The 15,211-nt window shown below is 63.9% G+C and carries 14 protein-coding genes; 6 read left to right on the plus strand and 8 right to left on the minus strand.

Annotation, left to right across the window (positions count from 1 at the left end):
* Positions 1-29 precede the first annotated feature (29 nt).
* From J3S28_RS25005 to J3S28_RS25020, 4 genes are all read right to left on the minus strand, one after another.
* Positions 30-1,406 (minus strand): glycosyltransferase family 2 protein, encoded by a 1,377-nt coding sequence (locus tag J3S28_RS25005; RefSeq protein ID WP_207843660.1) that lies wholly within the window; start codon positions 1,404-1,406, stop codon positions 30-32.
* Positions 1,403-2,413 (minus strand): glycosyltransferase family protein, encoded by a 1,011-nt coding sequence (locus J3S28_RS25010; RefSeq protein WP_207843661.1) that lies wholly within the window; start codon positions 2,411-2,413, stop codon positions 1,403-1,405. Before J3S28_RS25010 ends, J3S28_RS25005 begins: the two co-directional genes overlap by 4 nt.
* Positions 2,410-3,330 (minus strand): WcbI family polysaccharide biosynthesis putative acetyltransferase, encoded by a 921-nt coding sequence (locus tag J3S28_RS25015; RefSeq protein WP_307797418.1) that lies wholly within the window; start codon positions 3,328-3,330, stop codon positions 2,410-2,412. The genes J3S28_RS25010 and J3S28_RS25015 overlap by 4 nt, the downstream gene beginning before the upstream one ends.
* 71 nt (positions 3,331-3,401) lie before the next feature.
* Positions 3,402-3,581, minus strand: coding sequence for a hypothetical protein (locus J3S28_RS25020; RefSeq protein WP_207843663.1), 180 nt, complete (start codon positions 3,579-3,581; stop codon positions 3,402-3,404).
* Between the two features lie 199 nt (positions 3,582-3,780).
* Between J3S28_RS25020 and J3S28_RS25025 the strand changes: the two genes are divergently transcribed.
* Positions 3,781-6,153 (plus strand): FdhF/YdeP family oxidoreductase, encoded by a 2,373-nt coding sequence (locus J3S28_RS25025; protein ID WP_207843664.1) that lies wholly within the window; start codon positions 3,781-3,783, stop codon positions 6,151-6,153.
* Here the strand turns inward: J3S28_RS25025 and J3S28_RS25030 are convergent, their stop codons facing one another.
* Positions 6,154-6,795 carry a TetR/AcrR family transcriptional regulator gene (locus J3S28_RS25030; protein WP_207843665.1) on the minus strand — a complete coding sequence of 214 codons (642 nt, stop codon included), beginning with the start codon at positions 6,793-6,795 and terminating at the stop codon, positions 6,154-6,156.
* 118 nt (positions 6,796-6,913) lie between these two features.
* Between J3S28_RS25030 and J3S28_RS25035 the strand changes: the two genes are divergently transcribed.
* The 3 genes from J3S28_RS25035 to J3S28_RS25045 are packed head-to-tail and all read left to right on the plus strand — an operon-like array spanning position 6,914 to position 9,592.
* On the plus strand, positions 6,914-7,921 hold the full coding sequence (locus J3S28_RS25035) for a Rieske 2Fe-2S domain-containing protein (RefSeq protein WP_207843666.1): 1,008 nt from the start codon (positions 6,914-6,916) through the stop codon (positions 7,919-7,921).
* A gap of 34 nt (positions 7,922-7,955) precedes the next feature.
* Entirely contained in the window at positions 7,956-9,047 is a 1,092-nt protein-coding gene (locus J3S28_RS25040; protein WP_207843667.1) for an NAD(P)H-dependent amine dehydrogenase family protein, read from the plus strand.
* 59 nt (positions 9,048-9,106) lie between these two features.
* On the plus strand, positions 9,107-9,592 hold the full coding sequence (locus J3S28_RS25045) for a phosphoribosyltransferase (RefSeq protein WP_207843668.1): 486 nt from the start codon (positions 9,107-9,109) through the stop codon (positions 9,590-9,592).
* On the opposite strand, the gene J3S28_RS25050 is transcribed toward J3S28_RS25045, so the two are convergent.
* The gene (locus J3S28_RS25050) at positions 9,567-10,094 is read right to left on the minus strand and encodes a TetR/AcrR family transcriptional regulator (RefSeq protein ID WP_207843669.1); all 528 of its coding nucleotides are present in this window, start codon (positions 10,092-10,094) and stop codon (positions 9,567-9,569) included. The two genes, J3S28_RS25045 and J3S28_RS25050, sit on opposite strands and share 26 nt — an antisense overlap.
* 104 nt (positions 10,095-10,198) lie before the next feature.
* Here J3S28_RS25050 and J3S28_RS25055 point away from each other — a divergent pair, with 104 nt between their 5' ends.
* Positions 10,199-11,722: an MFS transporter gene (locus J3S28_RS25055; RefSeq protein WP_207843718.1), complete on the plus strand. Its 1,524-nt coding sequence runs from the start codon at positions 10,199-10,201 to the stop codon at positions 11,720-11,722.
* 78 nt (positions 11,723-11,800) lie between these two features.
* On the opposite strand, the gene J3S28_RS25060 is transcribed toward J3S28_RS25055, so the two are convergent.
* Both J3S28_RS25060 and J3S28_RS25065 read right to left on the minus strand, forming a co-directional pair.
* On the minus strand, positions 11,801-12,475 hold the full coding sequence (locus J3S28_RS25060) for an HAD family hydrolase (RefSeq protein ID WP_372436071.1): 675 nt from the start codon (positions 12,473-12,475) through the stop codon (positions 11,801-11,803).
* Positions 12,476-12,520: 45 nt separating this feature from the next.
* Complete coding sequence (locus J3S28_RS25065; RefSeq protein ID WP_207843671.1) at positions 12,521-14,359, minus strand: AMP-dependent synthetase/ligase; 1,839 nt, start codon at positions 14,357-14,359, stop codon at positions 12,521-12,523.
* A gap of 185 nt (positions 14,360-14,544) precedes the next feature.
* Here J3S28_RS25065 and J3S28_RS25070 point away from each other — a divergent pair, with 185 nt between their 5' ends.
* Positions 14,545-15,210 (plus strand): YoaK family protein, encoded by a 666-nt coding sequence (locus J3S28_RS25070; RefSeq protein WP_307797420.1) that lies wholly within the window; start codon positions 14,545-14,547, stop codon positions 15,208-15,210.
* Position 15,211 lies beyond the last annotated feature (1 nt).

The following is a 15,211-nucleotide window of genomic DNA, read 5'->3' on the forward strand; positions in this document are numbered from 1 at the left end:
GGGCGACGACCACATGGTCTTCGCCCCCGTCACCAGGACAGTGACGGGTCGACGTCTGCAACGGCAATCCCGACTTCGGCCGCCGCAACGCACTGAACGCCGAACAGAGCTCGAAGCAGTTCGTTCTCTGGGCGCTGTGCGTCCTTCGACCACCGACGTGATCGGTGACGCGCACGCGACGACCACGCGATCACCGCCGCCGGCTCCGATCGGTCGAAATCGACGACCACCTGACCGGCTTTTCCCGGTGCAAGTTCTTCGACGAGGAGCTGAATACTGTCCCGGGAGAACACCACTCGCCCGCTCACCTCTGCGTAGAATCGACAGCGGCTGGTGATCGCCAGCCCGGGGTACCCGACGCGGACGCGCGAGTCGTCGATCCCCAGAGCGCGATGGAGAGTGTGCGCTGCGCGTCCTTGCAACCACACCCGACCGTCGACACCGCGCAGCACACTCGCAACCGTCTGCAGCAACGACGGCGCCGTGTGCCCCTCCGTGTCTATGACGACTGCGAGGTCGGGAACCGAATAGCCGAGGCCCGCGGTCCTGGCAGCAGGATCGGTGATCAAAGGGGCGAGTGCCAGGGCTTCGGCGTTCTTTTCCGCGAGTCGGTCCGAGACCGGCCGCTCGGCCCAATCGGGACCGTCGTGCCAGGCGATTGCAGCGGGTTCGTGAGCGAACACCGCGCCCATCATGAATGCACGATTAGCCAGTTCCCAATCTTCTCCCCCGTATCGCACAAATGAGGGATCGAAACCGCCTATGTCGTCGAAAAGCTCACGACTGCAGGTGAACACGGCGCTGATCACGTATTTGTACCCGTCCCATCCCGGCATGAGAAGATCCGACGTGCGTTGGTAAGCGTCAGCCAGCCACCGAGGTTCGCGTTCGTGCAATCGGCCGGCAACCGAGTTCTCGGAGAACCACGCGCCGACCCGTCCCGGCGCGACACCTCCTAGATCCGCATGCAAACGGCGGCCGACCACGACGGAGTCCGGCGCCACGGCCGGCAATCCGATGGCCAGACGAACGTAATCGGGGGTGGGGACGGTATCGGCATCGAGAAAGCACAGAATCGACCCCGCGGACTCGGCCGCCCCGAGGTTGCGGGCCGCAGCTGCCCGAAATCCCCTGTCTTCCTGCCGCACCACGACCACAGAGAGGCAGGACGACCATCGGTCTACAACCGGCGGCTCGGTCGACCCGTCGTCGGCGATCACGATTTCCATTCGGTCCAATGGATACGTCTGGGCCGTCAGCGCCTCGAGGACGAGGGACAGTTGCCGAGGCTGGTTGTAGTACGGGATGACCACGCTGACCAGCGGGGTGTCAGAGCATTCACCGGCGAGATCCCACCGATTGTCCGGAACGAGCACCCGACCGTCCTGCAACCCGACGACGTTCATGCGCTCCACCGTCGCAGCAGCCGGTCGTATTCCCGGGCGACCTCGACAGCGGTCGGCGACGTTGTCACCGCTGAGTCGATCCAGGTGTGTTCAGGACTCGCGACCGCGGCCGTGACCGCGGACCGCAACGCGTCGTTGTCGTCCGGATGCATCGCCACCGCGCCGGGTGACCGGGCATTCAGTTCCAAGGTGTAGGCCGTCCGCGGAACCAGCGGCCTGCGTCCCGCCGAGATCCAGGCATTGATCGAACCGGACGCCGACATGTGTCGGTGGTACGCCACCGGAACGGTGACCTCGGCCATTCGTCGACGCAGTTCATCGTCGGTGAGGAAGCCGGTGATCTCGCAACTGCGCCCCGAGTCCGCTGCGACCTTGCCCAAGTCGTCAACAAGGTGGTCGTGCCCCGGCGAGGGAGTGCCGAGCGCGAGAAAGCCGACCGAGGGGTCGAGATCGGCCATCGCGTGCAACGTCTCCAGATGTCCCTTTCCCGGATACAGGAACCCGAGGACACCGACAGTCAATTCTCTCGTGAGTGAGGGCTTCTGGACGCGAGCACCGTCGAACATCAGGGGCACCACTTGCACCTCGATCGACGCATCGACGAACTCCGCGAACAGTGCGGCCTCGTGGTGACTCGAGACGATCACCCCCACCGCCTGCCGCGCCACCGCCGCGTAGAAGGCCGCGCGCGGACCCAACCCCGGACCATCCGATGGTTGCGGCACATCGTGGAATGTCACCGAAACCGGTCGCCCGAGACTCGCCATCGTCGAGAGCAGATTTCGCTGCGCCGCCGCGGGGCTGCGGCCGAACAACTTGTCGGTGACATGGATGTGCACGAGGCCGCACTCGACCGCATCTGCGAGGCGTCCCGGATGGGGCGTGCGATCACGCAGGAGTCTGTGGTCCGTACCGATCCCGATCGCAGCGTCCAGAACCGAGTGTGCGTAACTGATGACGCCGTGCGAACGAGGGCCGACGACGTAATGCCCGATGGGTCGAATCATGAGAGTCCCAGAATGTCGATCAGCTCGACATACCGGTCCAGTGCAGCCTCGATGAACTCTGGATGCTTGGCATACCAGGCCATTTGCCGCTCGTGGATGTACTTGTCGCTCATCGGCACACCGTCGACCAACCAGTTCTCGCGCGCACTCGCCGTGAGGCCGAGCGCATCGACGACTTCCTGTTTCAGCGGCGCTCGAACATTGCCCAGTAATTCGCGATCCGGCGTGGGCGGCGCGCCGGCACCGAGCTCATCGAGGATGCGACCAGCCAGAGCCACCAGCACGTTGTTGCCCGGATGATTGATCGTGTGGGCCGCGTCGGCACCGAGCCCGAGCAGCATGTCGGAAATGGCGACATCGCACTGTCGACGCTCACGGGCGGCGAGTTGCTCGATGCTCCAGCGGGCCGCCGCGCGAATGCGATCGGGTTCGAGATCGATGTCCCAGTCGCCGAATGTCGTCCGTCGATCTCGAACAGCGACCACGGTTCTCAGGTCGTGGTACGGGACCGCCGCGGGCGTGGCGGCAGGGGTCTCGGGATGCCTGACGATCACCTGAAATGGGTACAGCCCGCCGTAACGAATCACCGGCCACACGATTGCGGTCGCCGACGGCGCGATCTCGGTCAGATCCTGCCCACCGATCGGCAGTCCGCGATATCCCGCGCGAACCGGCTGCGTGACGATCACCGCGGCACGGCGGATCGTCCGTTCGACCGATGGGATGTCGTCGGACTCCAGTTCGTGCACGGGCGGTACCCGCACCGTGCGGTATGGCAAATCAACGGAACTCGACAGCACGATGCGCAGAGCCTCTGCCTGGCAGTTACCCCATACGACCAACAGATCCCGATCGTCGGCGGTCGAGCCGTCGCAAACGCCATAGAACTCGCCGTAATGCAACGTCCGCCCGTCCACCTCACACCTTCGCTGACCGTCAACCTCACCTCGGGGTATCCGATCCCGCGGAGAAGCAATCATCGAGTACGTCACTCGCGAGGTGTTTTGGAACGCAGCCGATCGCGCAGGGCCCGCGCCCGTCCAGTCCGGTGCTCATGCCTCAGGTGCGGTTGGTTGTCATGCGGTTGCTGCGACTTCTTCCTGCGCGGCAGCAGAATCACCACGACAATCACAATGATGGCGATAACGACGAATGCAACAATTTCCATGAGTACTGCGACCCTCTGTCCCGATGGCGTGGCTTCGGCCAGGTTCTGGCACGGCCCTTGTCTCTCGGATAGCCACGGTCGAGGCCCGGGAAACACTGCCCGCGCGGCAGGCGTGAGGACCGGCCCCATGGGGTAACCATGTTCACGCAGCCAGCGAATCGACGATGCGACATCAGCGCGTGAGACACGAAGGGGCACCATGCCGGCAGAAAGCGACAACAACGAGAACGACCTGCGCGACCTCGACATCGAATCGCCCAAGAATCATGCAGCGGGAGCGACGGCCGTCGCCGTCTCGATGAAACGCGCACTGGGGCACATGGGACCGGTCCGCACCGCCAAGACGTTGCTGTCGCTGAATCAGGCCGAGGGATTCGACTGTATGAGCTGCGCCTGGCCAGACCCCGACCCAGGTCACCGGCACACCGCGGAGTTCTGCGAGAACGGCGCAAAAGCAGTCGCAGAAGAGGCGACGACCACCCGGGCCACACCGGAATTCTTCGCTGCTCACAGCATCGCCGAGCTGGACGGTCACACCGAGCACTGGCTCGGTCAACAGGGTCGCATCACCCACCCGATGATCAAACGCCCCGGCGGGACCCACTACGAACCCATCGCATGGGATGACGCGTACGCACTCATCGCCGACGAATTGAACGGTCTTGAAACCCCCGATGAGGCCATCTTCTACACCTCGGGCCGGGCTTCGAACGAGTCTGCCTTCGTGTATCAACTGTTCGCCCGCGCGTTCGGCACCAACAACATGCCCGACTGTTCCAACATGTGCCACGAATCAACCTCGATCGCCCTTCAGGAATCGATCGGGATCGGTAAGGCGAGCGTCACCCTCGACGACGTCTACAACGCCGAACTGATCGTCATCGCCGGGCAGAATCCGGGCACCAATCATCCCCGGATGCTCTCTGCCCTCGAGAAGGCGAAGCAGAACGGCGCGAAGATCCTGGCCATCAACCCCCTTCGCGAAGCCGGGTTGGTCAATTTCAAGAACCCGCAGACCCCGCGAGGCATGGTGGGCCCAGGCACCGACCTGACCGACATGTTCCTGCCGATCGCGCTCAACGGTGACCTCGCCCTGTTTCAGGCTCTGGGGTCATTGCTCGTCGACTGGAATGCCCTGGACCACGACTTCATCGATGCACACACCACCGGTTTCGAGGCCTGGCGCGAGCACGTCCGGGCGGTGGACTGGGAGGTCGTGACTACGACAACCGGTCTGACCCGCCAGCAGATCACGGATGCGGCCGAGCTCTTGCGCGGTTCGAAGGCCACGGTGTTCTGTTGGGCGATGGGGTTGACCCAGCATCGCAACGCGGTCGCCACGATCAAAGAAGTCACCAATCTCGCGTTTGCACAAGGCAACATCGGCAAGCCCGGCGCCGGGCTCTTCCCGATCCGCGGACACTCCAACGTCCAGGGCGACCGCACGATGGGTATCTGGGAAAGACCGCCTCAACACTTTCTGGATTCGGTGCAGCGTGAGTTCGGCTTCGATCCGCCGCGCGAGCACGGCCTCGACACAGTCGATTCGATCCGAGCGTTACGCGACGGGAAGGCCCACTTCTTCCTGGGTCTCGGCGGGAACTTCGCCCAGGCCACACCCGACAGCGACGTCACGTTCAAGGCTCTTCGCAGCGCCCGGATGACAGTGCAGATCTCGACGAAGATCAACCGGGGTCACCTCGTGTGCGGGGACACCGCACTCATCCTGCCCACTCTCGGCCGCACGGAAAAGGACGAGCAGGCGGGTGGGCCACAATTCATCACGGTCGAGGATTCGACATGTTCAGTGCACGCCTCCCGGGGACCGCTGGCCCCGGCGAGTCCTCACCTGCGATCGGAAGTCGCGATCGTCACCGGCATCGCGGAAGCCACCCTCGGCGACCGCCATGGCATCGACTGGGCCGCCATGCGCAGCGATTACCGCACCATCCGCGCTCACATCTCCCGCGTCGTGCCCGGCTGCGAGGGTTACGAGGTGAACGTCCGCAGACCGGGAGGCTTCATCCTCCCCCACCCGCCTCGTGATACCCGAACCTTCGAGACAGACTCCGGCCGAGGCGAATTCGCTGTCTCGCCGATCGAGGTGCTGCAGGTTCCCGCCGGCCACCTGATCCTGCAGACACTCCGCAGTCACGATCAGTTCAATACGACGATCTACGGACTCAGCGATCGGTACCGCGGCATCGAGGGCGGCAGAAGGGTGATCTTCATGCACCGAGAGGACATCTCGGCACTCGGTTACCGCGACGGCGACATCGTCGACATCGTCTCGCGGTGGGACGACGACGACAACGTCCGGTGCGCACCGTCATTCCGCATTGTCGAGTACGCGACACCGCGGGGGTGCGCTGCTGCCTACTACCCCGAGACCAACCCGCTGGTTCCGCTGGATTCCACCGCTCTCGACAGCAATTGTCCGACGTCGAAATCGATCATCGTGTCCCTGGTTCCCGCAGGACGGGGAGTTACGGATTCCGGTACGTCCGATCAGGATTCGACAGGGTCTGATTGGGGTCACAAGTCTCACCCCCAGCCCCACCACCTGAGTTGATCAGTCCGGACCGGGCGCCGTGCACGACGGTTCGAGATAGTTCACTATCGCATTGGTGAATCCACGCCTGGCCAAGTCCAGGTCCGTGTACGTACCGAGCTGCCGCTCCGAGACCATTCCCCGCATCGCGCCGGGGATGAACGCGGCGACCTCGGCGACTCGGTCCGGGTCGACATCCAGGCCGCTGAACGCGCGGCGGCAGGTATCGAGCCACGCCTGCCGCCACGATTCGAACTCGGCCGCGGTCAACGGGTACAGCCGTTCGAACTCCACGCGGTCTCGCGGCATGGCGGCTCGCAGGGTCTCGATGGCACGAGAATCTCTGCCGCTCAACCCCTCATACAGGTTGTCGACGATGGCACCGACCCGATCGCGCAGCGACGCACTCGCCGGCGCGCTCGCCGGCAGATCGCCCCGACGCTCGGCGGTATAGTGCAGCACCGCTGCCCACAGGCCATCGATATCTCCGAACTGGTACTTGACCGTTCCCCAGGTGGCGCCGATCTCTTTGGCGATACGGTTGCCCGAGACAGCGCCGGGATCCCCAGAGGCCAGGGACCGTAACGCGGCGTCGAGCATGCTGTCACGAGTTGCCATCCCCCGTTTGTTGCTGCGCCTGCCGGCGACCTCCGCTCCGGTCATCTGACCCATACTAACGACGCCTCGTCGCCGGCATTCAGATTCGTAGAACCCTCTTCCAAAGATTCGAAGAGGGGTCTATGATTCCCCTCGGACACGACGACGCGTACGGGAGGCCTCGATGGCGAAGACACCGCTGCCCATGAAGCCGACAGGCTGGTTCCAGGTGGCGTGGTCCGCGGAGATCCGGGCGGGCGAGGTTCATCGGATGACGTATTTCGCCACCGAGATGATCGCCTGGAGATCAGCATCCGGTCAGGTCACGGTCATGGATGCCTACTGCGAACATCTAGGTGCGCATCTCGGCCACGGCGGCACTGTCGACGGCGAGATCCTGCGGTGCCCGTTCCATGGCTGGGAGTGGGACACCCAGGGACGAAACGTGTGCATCCCCTACGAGAAACGCCCCAACAAGGGCAGGCGCATCCGAACCTACCCGGTCACCGAACACAGCGAATCTGTGTTCATCTGGTTCGACGAGAACGGTCGTGCACCGTACTTCGAGGTCGCCGATGTCTTGTCGGGGTTCGACGACGGCAGGAGCGCCGCCGACTACTACCCCGCTTACGGCCACAGCACATTGTTCGAGACCGGGCTGGAGATCCACCCGCAGTACGTGATGGAGAACGGGGTGGACTTCGCCCACTTCAAATACGTGCACAACACCCCGCTGGTGCCCGAGTTCACCCGCCACGACTTCGACGCCCCGGTGTCCTATGTCGATTTCACCATCGCGTTCGACGATGTGCCTGCCGACGAGATCAACAGTGGAGTGCAGGCGATCAACAGCGGAATCGGGGTGGCGGGCACCAAGAGCTGGGGAATGATCGACAATCGCACGCTCACCTCGGTCACCCCGATCGACGACGCGACCTCGGACATCCGGTTCACCGTCTGGATCGGACGCACACCCGGCGACGACAGCGACGGTCCCTCTTCTCGTGCGCTGCGTAATGCCCGCGGTGTGATCGACCAGTTCCAGAACGACATCGGAATCTGGAAGCACCAGCGCTACTCCGACCCACCCGCTCTTTCTCCCTCGGAGTTCAAGGGCTTCACCGCCATCAGAAAGTGGGCCACGCAGTTCTACCCCGCCGACTTCGACCCGAAGGCAGCAACGGCTCGCTGACCATCCACCAGTCTCTCGCCCGAAAGGCCACTTCATGAGCACCGCTGAGCACTCCCCGATCAGGATCTTCCAGGTCGCAACCGGCAACGTGGGAACCGAGATGATCAAGCGAATCGGCACCCACCGCGATCTCGAACTCATCGGATTGCACTGCTACACCCCGGAAAAGATCGGGCGCGACGCAGGTGAGATCGCCGGACTCGACCCCATCGGTGTCACGGCCACCGGCACCGTCGAGGAGATCATCGCCGCACATCCCGATGTCGTGACGTTCCACGGCGTCTTTCCCGACGAAGACCTCTACGAAAAGGTGCTCGAAGCCGGGATCAACATCGTCACCACCGCCGACTTCATCACCGGCCACCACCGCGACGAGAACCATCCGCACGTGTCGGGCAAGAAGGTCACCGAGGTGCTGGAGGCAGCGTGTCAGCGGGGCGGATCGACGTTCTACGGCACCGGTATGAATCCCGGTGTCAACCAAATCCTCGGTGTGGTGTGCTCGGCCGATGTCGCGGAGATCGAGAACATCATCACCATTGAATCGGTCGACGTGTCCTGCCATCACTCCAAGGACACCTGGATCGAGGTCGGCTACGGTTTGCCCGTCGACGATCCGAGCATTCCGGACAAACTCGAGAAGTACACCCGGGTCTTCGGCGACAGCGTGCTCCTGATGGCCGACTGCTTCGGCCTCGAACTCGACGAGGTGACGTTCAGCTACGAACTCGGCGCGTGCACCAAGGACGTCGATCTCGGCTGGTATCAGCTGCCCAAGGGATCGCTCGGTGGCAACTACATCAAGTACCAGGGCATGGTCGACGGCGTTCCCAGGATCGAGACCCACCTGGAATGGCAGATGACCCCGCACACGACACCCAACTGGGATATCAAGGGCTGCTACATCACTCAGATCCAAGGCGACCCATGTATCTACAACAAGCACATGATCTTCCCGAAGCGCGGCGTGGATCTGTCCGATCCCGCCAACTTCGCATCCATCGGCATGACCGTCACCGGATTGCCCGCTCTCAACTCGATCCGCAGCGTCGTCGCCGCGCGGCCGGGCATCATCACCAGCGCCGACCTCCCGCTGAGAGGATTCGCCGGCCGCTTCAAGAAGTAGCCTCCAGGCCCGAGTGGCCATCTGCTTGCCAGGAGCCCGCGACGTGGGACCATTGCTCGATGAGCGATCGAGAAGTGTTGACGTGGGAGATCTTCGGACGCGCAAGCCGGGAGCTCGCGCAGACCGTCGCGGACTCAGGTTTTGCCCCTGACGTCGTACTCGGTATCGCGCGTGGTGGTCTCGTACCCGCTGGATCGCTGGCCTACGCTCTCGACTGCAAGGCGTTGTTCACGATGAATGTCGAGTTCTACACCGGCATCGGGACGACCTTGGACAGTCCGGTCATCCTGCCGCCGATCCTCGACGCGACCGAACTCGACGGCCTGAGCGTGCTCGTGGTCGACGATGTCGCCGACAGCGGGAAGACCCTCGAACTCGTGCACTCGTTCTGCCGCGATCACGCGTCGGAGGTCAAGACCGCCGTGCTCTACGAGAAGCCGGCATCGGTGATCCACGCCGACTACACGTGGAAGTACACCGACCTCTGGATCAACTTCCCGTGGTCCACCGAGCCGCCGATCACGCCTCGCGCAACAGCCGATTGACGACTCGCTGATGCAGGTCGGGATCGATGGACGGCAAACCCAACAATCCCCCGAGATACAGGCCGTCGCCCACGAGCCGAATGATCTCGGCGTCCACGGGATCGTCGATCTCGGCCCGTAGACCCTCGTCCCAGAGCTGCATCACCTCGGTGACCGCCGCCTGGATTTCACCGGGGTTCCCATCGACGCTCCGCAACGCCGCCAGGGTCGATCGGAACAGCGCGAGTTCCTTGTCGGACGTCGACTCCGGGGGTTGCAGATACCAGGTGGCAACCGTGGTCCCGCCGCGGGCGGCGTCGGCGCGCTGGCCGTCAGAGCGTTCCCCCAATCGCCGAACCATAGCGGCGATCAGCGCGTCTTTGTTGCTGAAGTGGTACAGCAGACCACCTTTCGACACACCGGCCGACTTTGCGACGCTCTCCAGTGTGACCCTGGACAGCCCTTCGTTCAGCAACATCTCTTCCAAGGCATCGAGGATCCGATCACGGGTGTCAGCGGCCATGGCGCTACTTTACCGGCTGGACGGTTCACTGCTACGGTTACTGTACCGTCCGGACGGTTTTCTCCGGGCCGAACGAGGGAGTACACGTCGTGAGTGGGTTGCGCATGCCTGGTACGCAGCACAGCGACCACGAAACCGCTGGAGCCAAGGAGTGGCTGGGGCTCGTCGTGCTCGCGTTCGCGGTTCTCCTGATCGCGATCGATGCGACCGTGCTGGATATCGCCCTACCGTTCCTGAGCGCCGATCTCGAGCCGACCAGCACACAACTGCTCTGGATCATCGACGTCTATTCATTCGTCCTGGCGGGTCTGCTCATCACCATGGGCACCCTCGGCGATCGCATCGGACGGCGGCGCCTGCTCCTGATCGGCGCAGCCGGATTCGGTATCGCCTCGGTGCTCGCGGCCTTCGCCGTCAGCCCGGAGATGCTCATCGCCGCCCGGGTGTTGCAGGGTGTTTCCGGTGCGACCCTGATGCCGGCCACGCTCGGGTTGATCCGGACAATCTTCAAAGATCCCCGCCAGCGCGTCACCGCCATCGGTGTGTGGAGCGCGATGGCAGGTGGCGGAGCTGCGGGCGGTCCCCTCGTCGGTGGCTGGCTGCTCGAGCACTTCTGGTGGGGTTCGGTGTTCCTCATCAACCTCCCCCTCATGGTCGCTCTGATCATCCTGGGCCCCTTGGTCATCCCGGAATCCAAGGATCCGAGTCCGGGAAGGTTCGATCTGCTGAGCTCAGGTCTGTCAATGCTGGCTCTGGTGCCGATCGTGTACGCCGTGAAGGAGACGGCGGCCCACGGGCCGAGCCTGACTGACGTGTTCGCGGCACTCACCGGGATCGTGGCCGGCGTCGTCTTCGTTCGACGACAGCGAATCCTCGACGCACCGATGATCGACCTGAAGCTGTTCGGCAAAGCCGACTTCTCGACTGCCGTGTTCACCAACTTCCTGTCGATCTTCGCCTTGTCCGGGGTGTTGTTCTTCGGATCGCAGTATCTGCAACAGGTGCTGGGGTGCAGCCCACTCGAAGCCGGCCTCGTGTTGCTACCAGGGACCGCCGCCAGCGCAGTCGCTTCCCTGGGTGCGGCTTATCTCGTCCGCGTGTGGACCACCGGCGGGGTTCTGGCGTGTGGACTCGCCATATCGGCCGTCGGTGCGCTGCTGCTCATCGGGTTGGGTACCGACAGCGGCCTCGGGCTGTTCATCGCAGGTTTCGTGCTGGTGGGGATCGGAGTCGGGATCGCGCTGACCCTGACGTCGGACCTCGTGGTCAGCGCGGTCGAGCCAGAACGAGCCGGCGCGGCTTCTGCGGTCTCCGAGACCGCCTATGAACTGGGTGTGGCCCTCGGCGTGGCAGTCCTCGGAAGTGTGGTCATGTCGATCTTCCGCAGAGGTCTCGACACCGGAGCGCTGGACCCCTCGACAGCCGCGGCGGCTCAGGAAACGCTTGGTGGATCCTCATCCGTCGCATCGCAGCTGGGCCCTGAGGCCGCTGCGGCGCTGACGAATTCGGCCAACGACGCGTTCGTGTCCGGCATGCACGCTGCGTCGATCGCAACGGCAGCAGTGCTGGCGCTGAGTGCGGTGCTTGTTCACGTACGGCTCAAGAAATCCGTCGACCGACCGGTCTAGTGCAGTGCTCGAGTTCGACCCGCCCGAGGACGACCCCTGGCCCGCCGGTCCCACCGTGGCCGAACCACGGCGTGGTTGTCACCGTGTGCTCCCCTGATCTGAGCCCAACAACTCGACCGCGCCCGTCGTCAGCGCGTCGATTCCGTCGATCACGAGGGCGGCCTCCGCGAGAGCATCATCGGCGGGCGGATAGTCGGGCCGCGGCGCCGCGATCAGAATCAAACCTGCCGCCGTCGCCGATCGCATGCCGTTCGACGAATCCTCGATGGCCGCGCATGCGGCGGGTTTTCGACCCAGCCCCCGTACGGCGTGCACGTACACGTCCGGCGCGGGTTTGCCGCGGTCGAGTTCTTCGGTCGATACGGTGACCTCGAACAAGTCTGTCCAGCCCGCAGTGTCGAGTACTGCATCGATGAGCCTGCGCGGCGACGAACTGGCCAGGCCGAGTGGCCAGCGCGCTGCACAGCGGCGAACGGCTTCATCCGCACCCGGCAACACCGGAAGGTGTTTTTCGTAACGGGCAACCATGTGATCGATCACGATGGTCGCGACCTCCGCCGGCGCCTTGCCGACGCCGAGGTCTTCGCTCAGATAGGTCGCCCACTCGGGGGTGCTCATCCCCATCAGCGCCGTCTGTGCCTCGGGGAGCCACGTACCGCCATGGTCGGCGACGACACCGCGACGCACCTCTTCCCAGATCGGCTCCGAGTCGACCAGCACGCCATCCATGTCGAAAACCAGTGCTTCAATCACCCCGCCATCATCTCCCGCGTTGACTCGACGTCGCATGCCGGGCGGTCATTTTGCCAGGTCGACGACACCCGGGCCCGCAGGCGTCGAATACAGATCGACGATGGTCTGCTCATACTTGCTCGCGATCGGCTTGCGCCGCAGCTTCATCGTCGGGGTCAACTCGTCTCCTCCGGGATCCCACGCCGCCGGAACGATGACGAATCGCTTCACCTGCTCGACCCGGGAGAGCTTTGCGTTGCCCGCCTTCACCGACAACGTCACCTCCTCGATGATCGCCGGATTGCCTGCAAGGTCGGCGATCTGGGCCTCCGGGACACCAAGCGCCTTGGCACGAAGCGCGGCGACATCGGGATCGAGCACGATCAGCGCAGTGATGTACGGCTTGTCGTCGCCGATCGCCACCACCTGACTGACCAGCGACGAGTTCGACTTCATCGCGTTCTCGATGGTGCTCGGAGCCATGTTCTTCCCCGACTCGTTGATGATCAGCTCCTTCTTCCGATCGACGATCGTCAGGTTGCCCTCGGCATCGATGGTGCCGACATCGCCCGTCGCGAACCAGCCGTCGGCATCGATGGCCTCCGCAGTCTTTTCCGGTTTGTTGCGGTAACCGCGCATGATGATCGGTGCCCGCACGAGCACCTCCCCGTCCTCGGCCAGCTTGATCTCGACACCCTCTACGGGTTTGCCGACCGTGCCCACCTTCAAATTGTCCACGGTGGTTTTCGTCGCCGCGCCCGTGGTCTCACTCAGACCCCACACCTCGATGACCGGAATGCCCAGTCCCACAAAGAACTCGATGACCTCCGACGGAATCGACGCGGCGCCCGAGATCGCCAATTTCAACTCGTCGAGGCCCAGCGCAGCGCGCACCTTCGACAGCACGAGCGAGTCCGCCAACTGGTACTGCACCTGTAGCGCCCGGCCCCGTGGCCGACCCGACAGGTCCGCCCTGGCACCCCGAGCGGCCACGTCGAGCGCCCATGTCGCGAGCTTGGACTTGACCGGGCTCGTCTCCTCTCCGACCTTCGCCTCGATGCCGGCCTTGATCTTCTGCCACACCCTGGGAACACCGAAGAACACCGTCGGCCGCACATCGGGGAGGGCCGCGGCAAACTCGCGAGGATCGGACACCGACGTGATCTGTATGCCCCGCAATTGATTTGCGCCATGCGAAGACACCCGATCGGCGATGTGTGCGGCAGGTAGGTACGAGATGATCCGATCGTCGAAGCCGGCGTCGAGTTCGGCGGACACCGACTCCGCGGCCGCGATCACGTTGCGGTGGGTGATCTCGACCCCTTTGGGCGGCCCGGTCGTCCCGGACGTGTAGATCAGCGTGACGAGGTCGTCGGGTTCCACCGCGCGCCAGGACGCCTGAAAGTCGAACTCGGTGTCCGGATCGGCCTCGACGTCGCGTAGTTCGATGGCGCCCTCGGCGGGACCGTCGACGGTGATGATGTGCTCGAGGGCGATACCGGACTCCCGGATCGCGGGCACGAAGACCTGCTCGGTCACGACGACCCGATTGGCGGCGTCACCGAAGAGATAAGCGAGCTGCTCCGGCGCACTGGTGTTGTACACCGAGAACGGGATGGCACCGAGATGCACGATCGCGGTGTCCACGAGGTGGAACTCGGGCCGATTGGTCAGCATCAGGCCGACGGTGTCGCCGCGTTTCACGCCGAGGGTCACCAGCCCCAGCGCGATCGACTCCACTCGCGTGGCGTACTCGCGCCACGTGATCTCCTGAATACCCCCGGGGGTACGTAACGCGACGCGATCCGGATGCATTTTCGCGGTGTGCTGGAACGCTTCTGCCGTGGTGTGGACGGCCGCTCCGGACGCGTGGTGAAAGACGGTGTCTGCGGTGTTCGGGCTCATCGGTGGACTCCTGACGAATGATGGCGACAAGTCTCGATGCGACATCCCCTGAAACAACGATCAAATCGGACATGCCGTACCCGAGAACCTATCCCCGGGGACACCTTCTACGGAGCAGATTGGCCGGGGTTGCTCGGCGGGTCCTGATATCTTTCAGACCAACGATTTCCTTCGAAAGTGGCCACGTGCAGAGTACGAGCTCGACACTACGGTTCGCCCTGCTGATCACGTTGGCCAGTGGCTTCCTCGACTCGTATACGTTCCTTGTCCGTGGAGGGGTGTTCGCCAACGTCCAGACCGCCAATGTGATCCTGATGGGGATCGGGCTGTCCGACCGCCACTGGGCCGCGGCACTGCTGCATCTGTGGCCGATCCTGGCGTTCCTGCTCGGCGTTACCTTGGCCGTACACATCAAGTCCGGCAGGGTCGATCATCTGCTGAACCATCCGATTCGGTGGACGATCGCGCTTCAGGTCGGGGTGCTGGCGGCTGTGGGGTTTGTGCCGACCTCGGTCCCCCACACCTACGTGACCGTGCCCATCGCCTTCTGCACGGCGATGACGATCACGATGTTTCGCAGCATCGGCGAACTCGGCTACTTTGCCGTCGCGACGACCGGCAACCTGATGCACATGATCGAGTACGGGTACGCCGCTTCGGTCGACAAGCGCAAAGAAGCGTTGGCGGCCTTCTCGACCTATGCCAGGGTCGCCGGCACCTTCGCTGCGGGCGCGCTCATCGGTGCCATCGCGACGCAACTGATGAACGCCCACGCAGTCTGGCTGGCCGCCGGCTTTCTCGCCGTCACACTGGTGTTCTTCGTTGTCGATCAGCGCGGTTACCGAACGTGAC

This window comes from Williamsia soli (assembly GCF_017377795.1).
Lineage (GTDB): Bacteria > Actinomycetota > Actinomycetes > Mycobacteriales > Mycobacteriaceae > Williamsia > Williamsia soli.

What these genes read in the sequence shown, in the direction of transcription:
- J3S28_RS25065 (WP_207843671.1), bottom strand. Translation starts at nt 14,359, where the DNA reads ATGAGCCCGAACACCGCAGACACCGTCTTTCACCACGCGTCCGGAGCG.
- J3S28_RS25055 (WP_207843718.1), top strand. Translation starts at nt 10,199, where the DNA reads ATGCCTGGTACGCAGCACAGCGACCACGAAACCGCTGGAGCCAAGGAG.
- J3S28_RS25020 (WP_207843663.1), bottom strand. Translation starts at nt 3,581, where the DNA reads ATGGAAATTGTTGCATTCGTCGTTATCGCCATCATTGTGATTGTCGTG.
- J3S28_RS25025 (WP_207843664.1), top strand. Translation starts at nt 3,781, where the DNA reads ATGCCGGCAGAAAGCGACAACAACGAGAACGACCTGCGCGACCTCGAC.
- J3S28_RS25010 (WP_207843661.1), bottom strand. Translation starts at nt 2,413, where the DNA reads ATGATTCGACCCATCGGGCATTACGTCGTCGGCCCTCGTTCGCACGGC.
- J3S28_RS25050 (WP_207843669.1), bottom strand. Translation starts at nt 10,094, where the DNA reads ATGGCCGCTGACACCCGTGATCGGATCCTCGATGCCTTGGAAGAGATG.
- J3S28_RS25035 (WP_207843666.1), top strand. Translation starts at nt 6,914, where the DNA reads ATGGCGAAGACACCGCTGCCCATGAAGCCGACAGGCTGGTTCCAGGTG.
- J3S28_RS25005 (WP_207843660.1), bottom strand. Translation starts at nt 1,406, where the DNA reads ATGAACGTCGTCGGGTTGCAGGACGGTCGGGTGCTCGTTCCGGACAAT.
- J3S28_RS25030 (WP_207843665.1), bottom strand. Translation starts at nt 6,795, where the DNA reads ATGACCGGAGCGGAGGTCGCCGGCAGGCGCAGCAACAAACGGGGGATG.
- J3S28_RS25040 (WP_207843667.1), top strand. Translation starts at nt 7,956, where the DNA reads ATGAGCACCGCTGAGCACTCCCCGATCAGGATCTTCCAGGTCGCAACC.
- J3S28_RS25045 (WP_207843668.1), top strand. Translation starts at nt 9,107, where the DNA reads ATGAGCGATCGAGAAGTGTTGACGTGGGAGATCTTCGGACGCGCAAGC.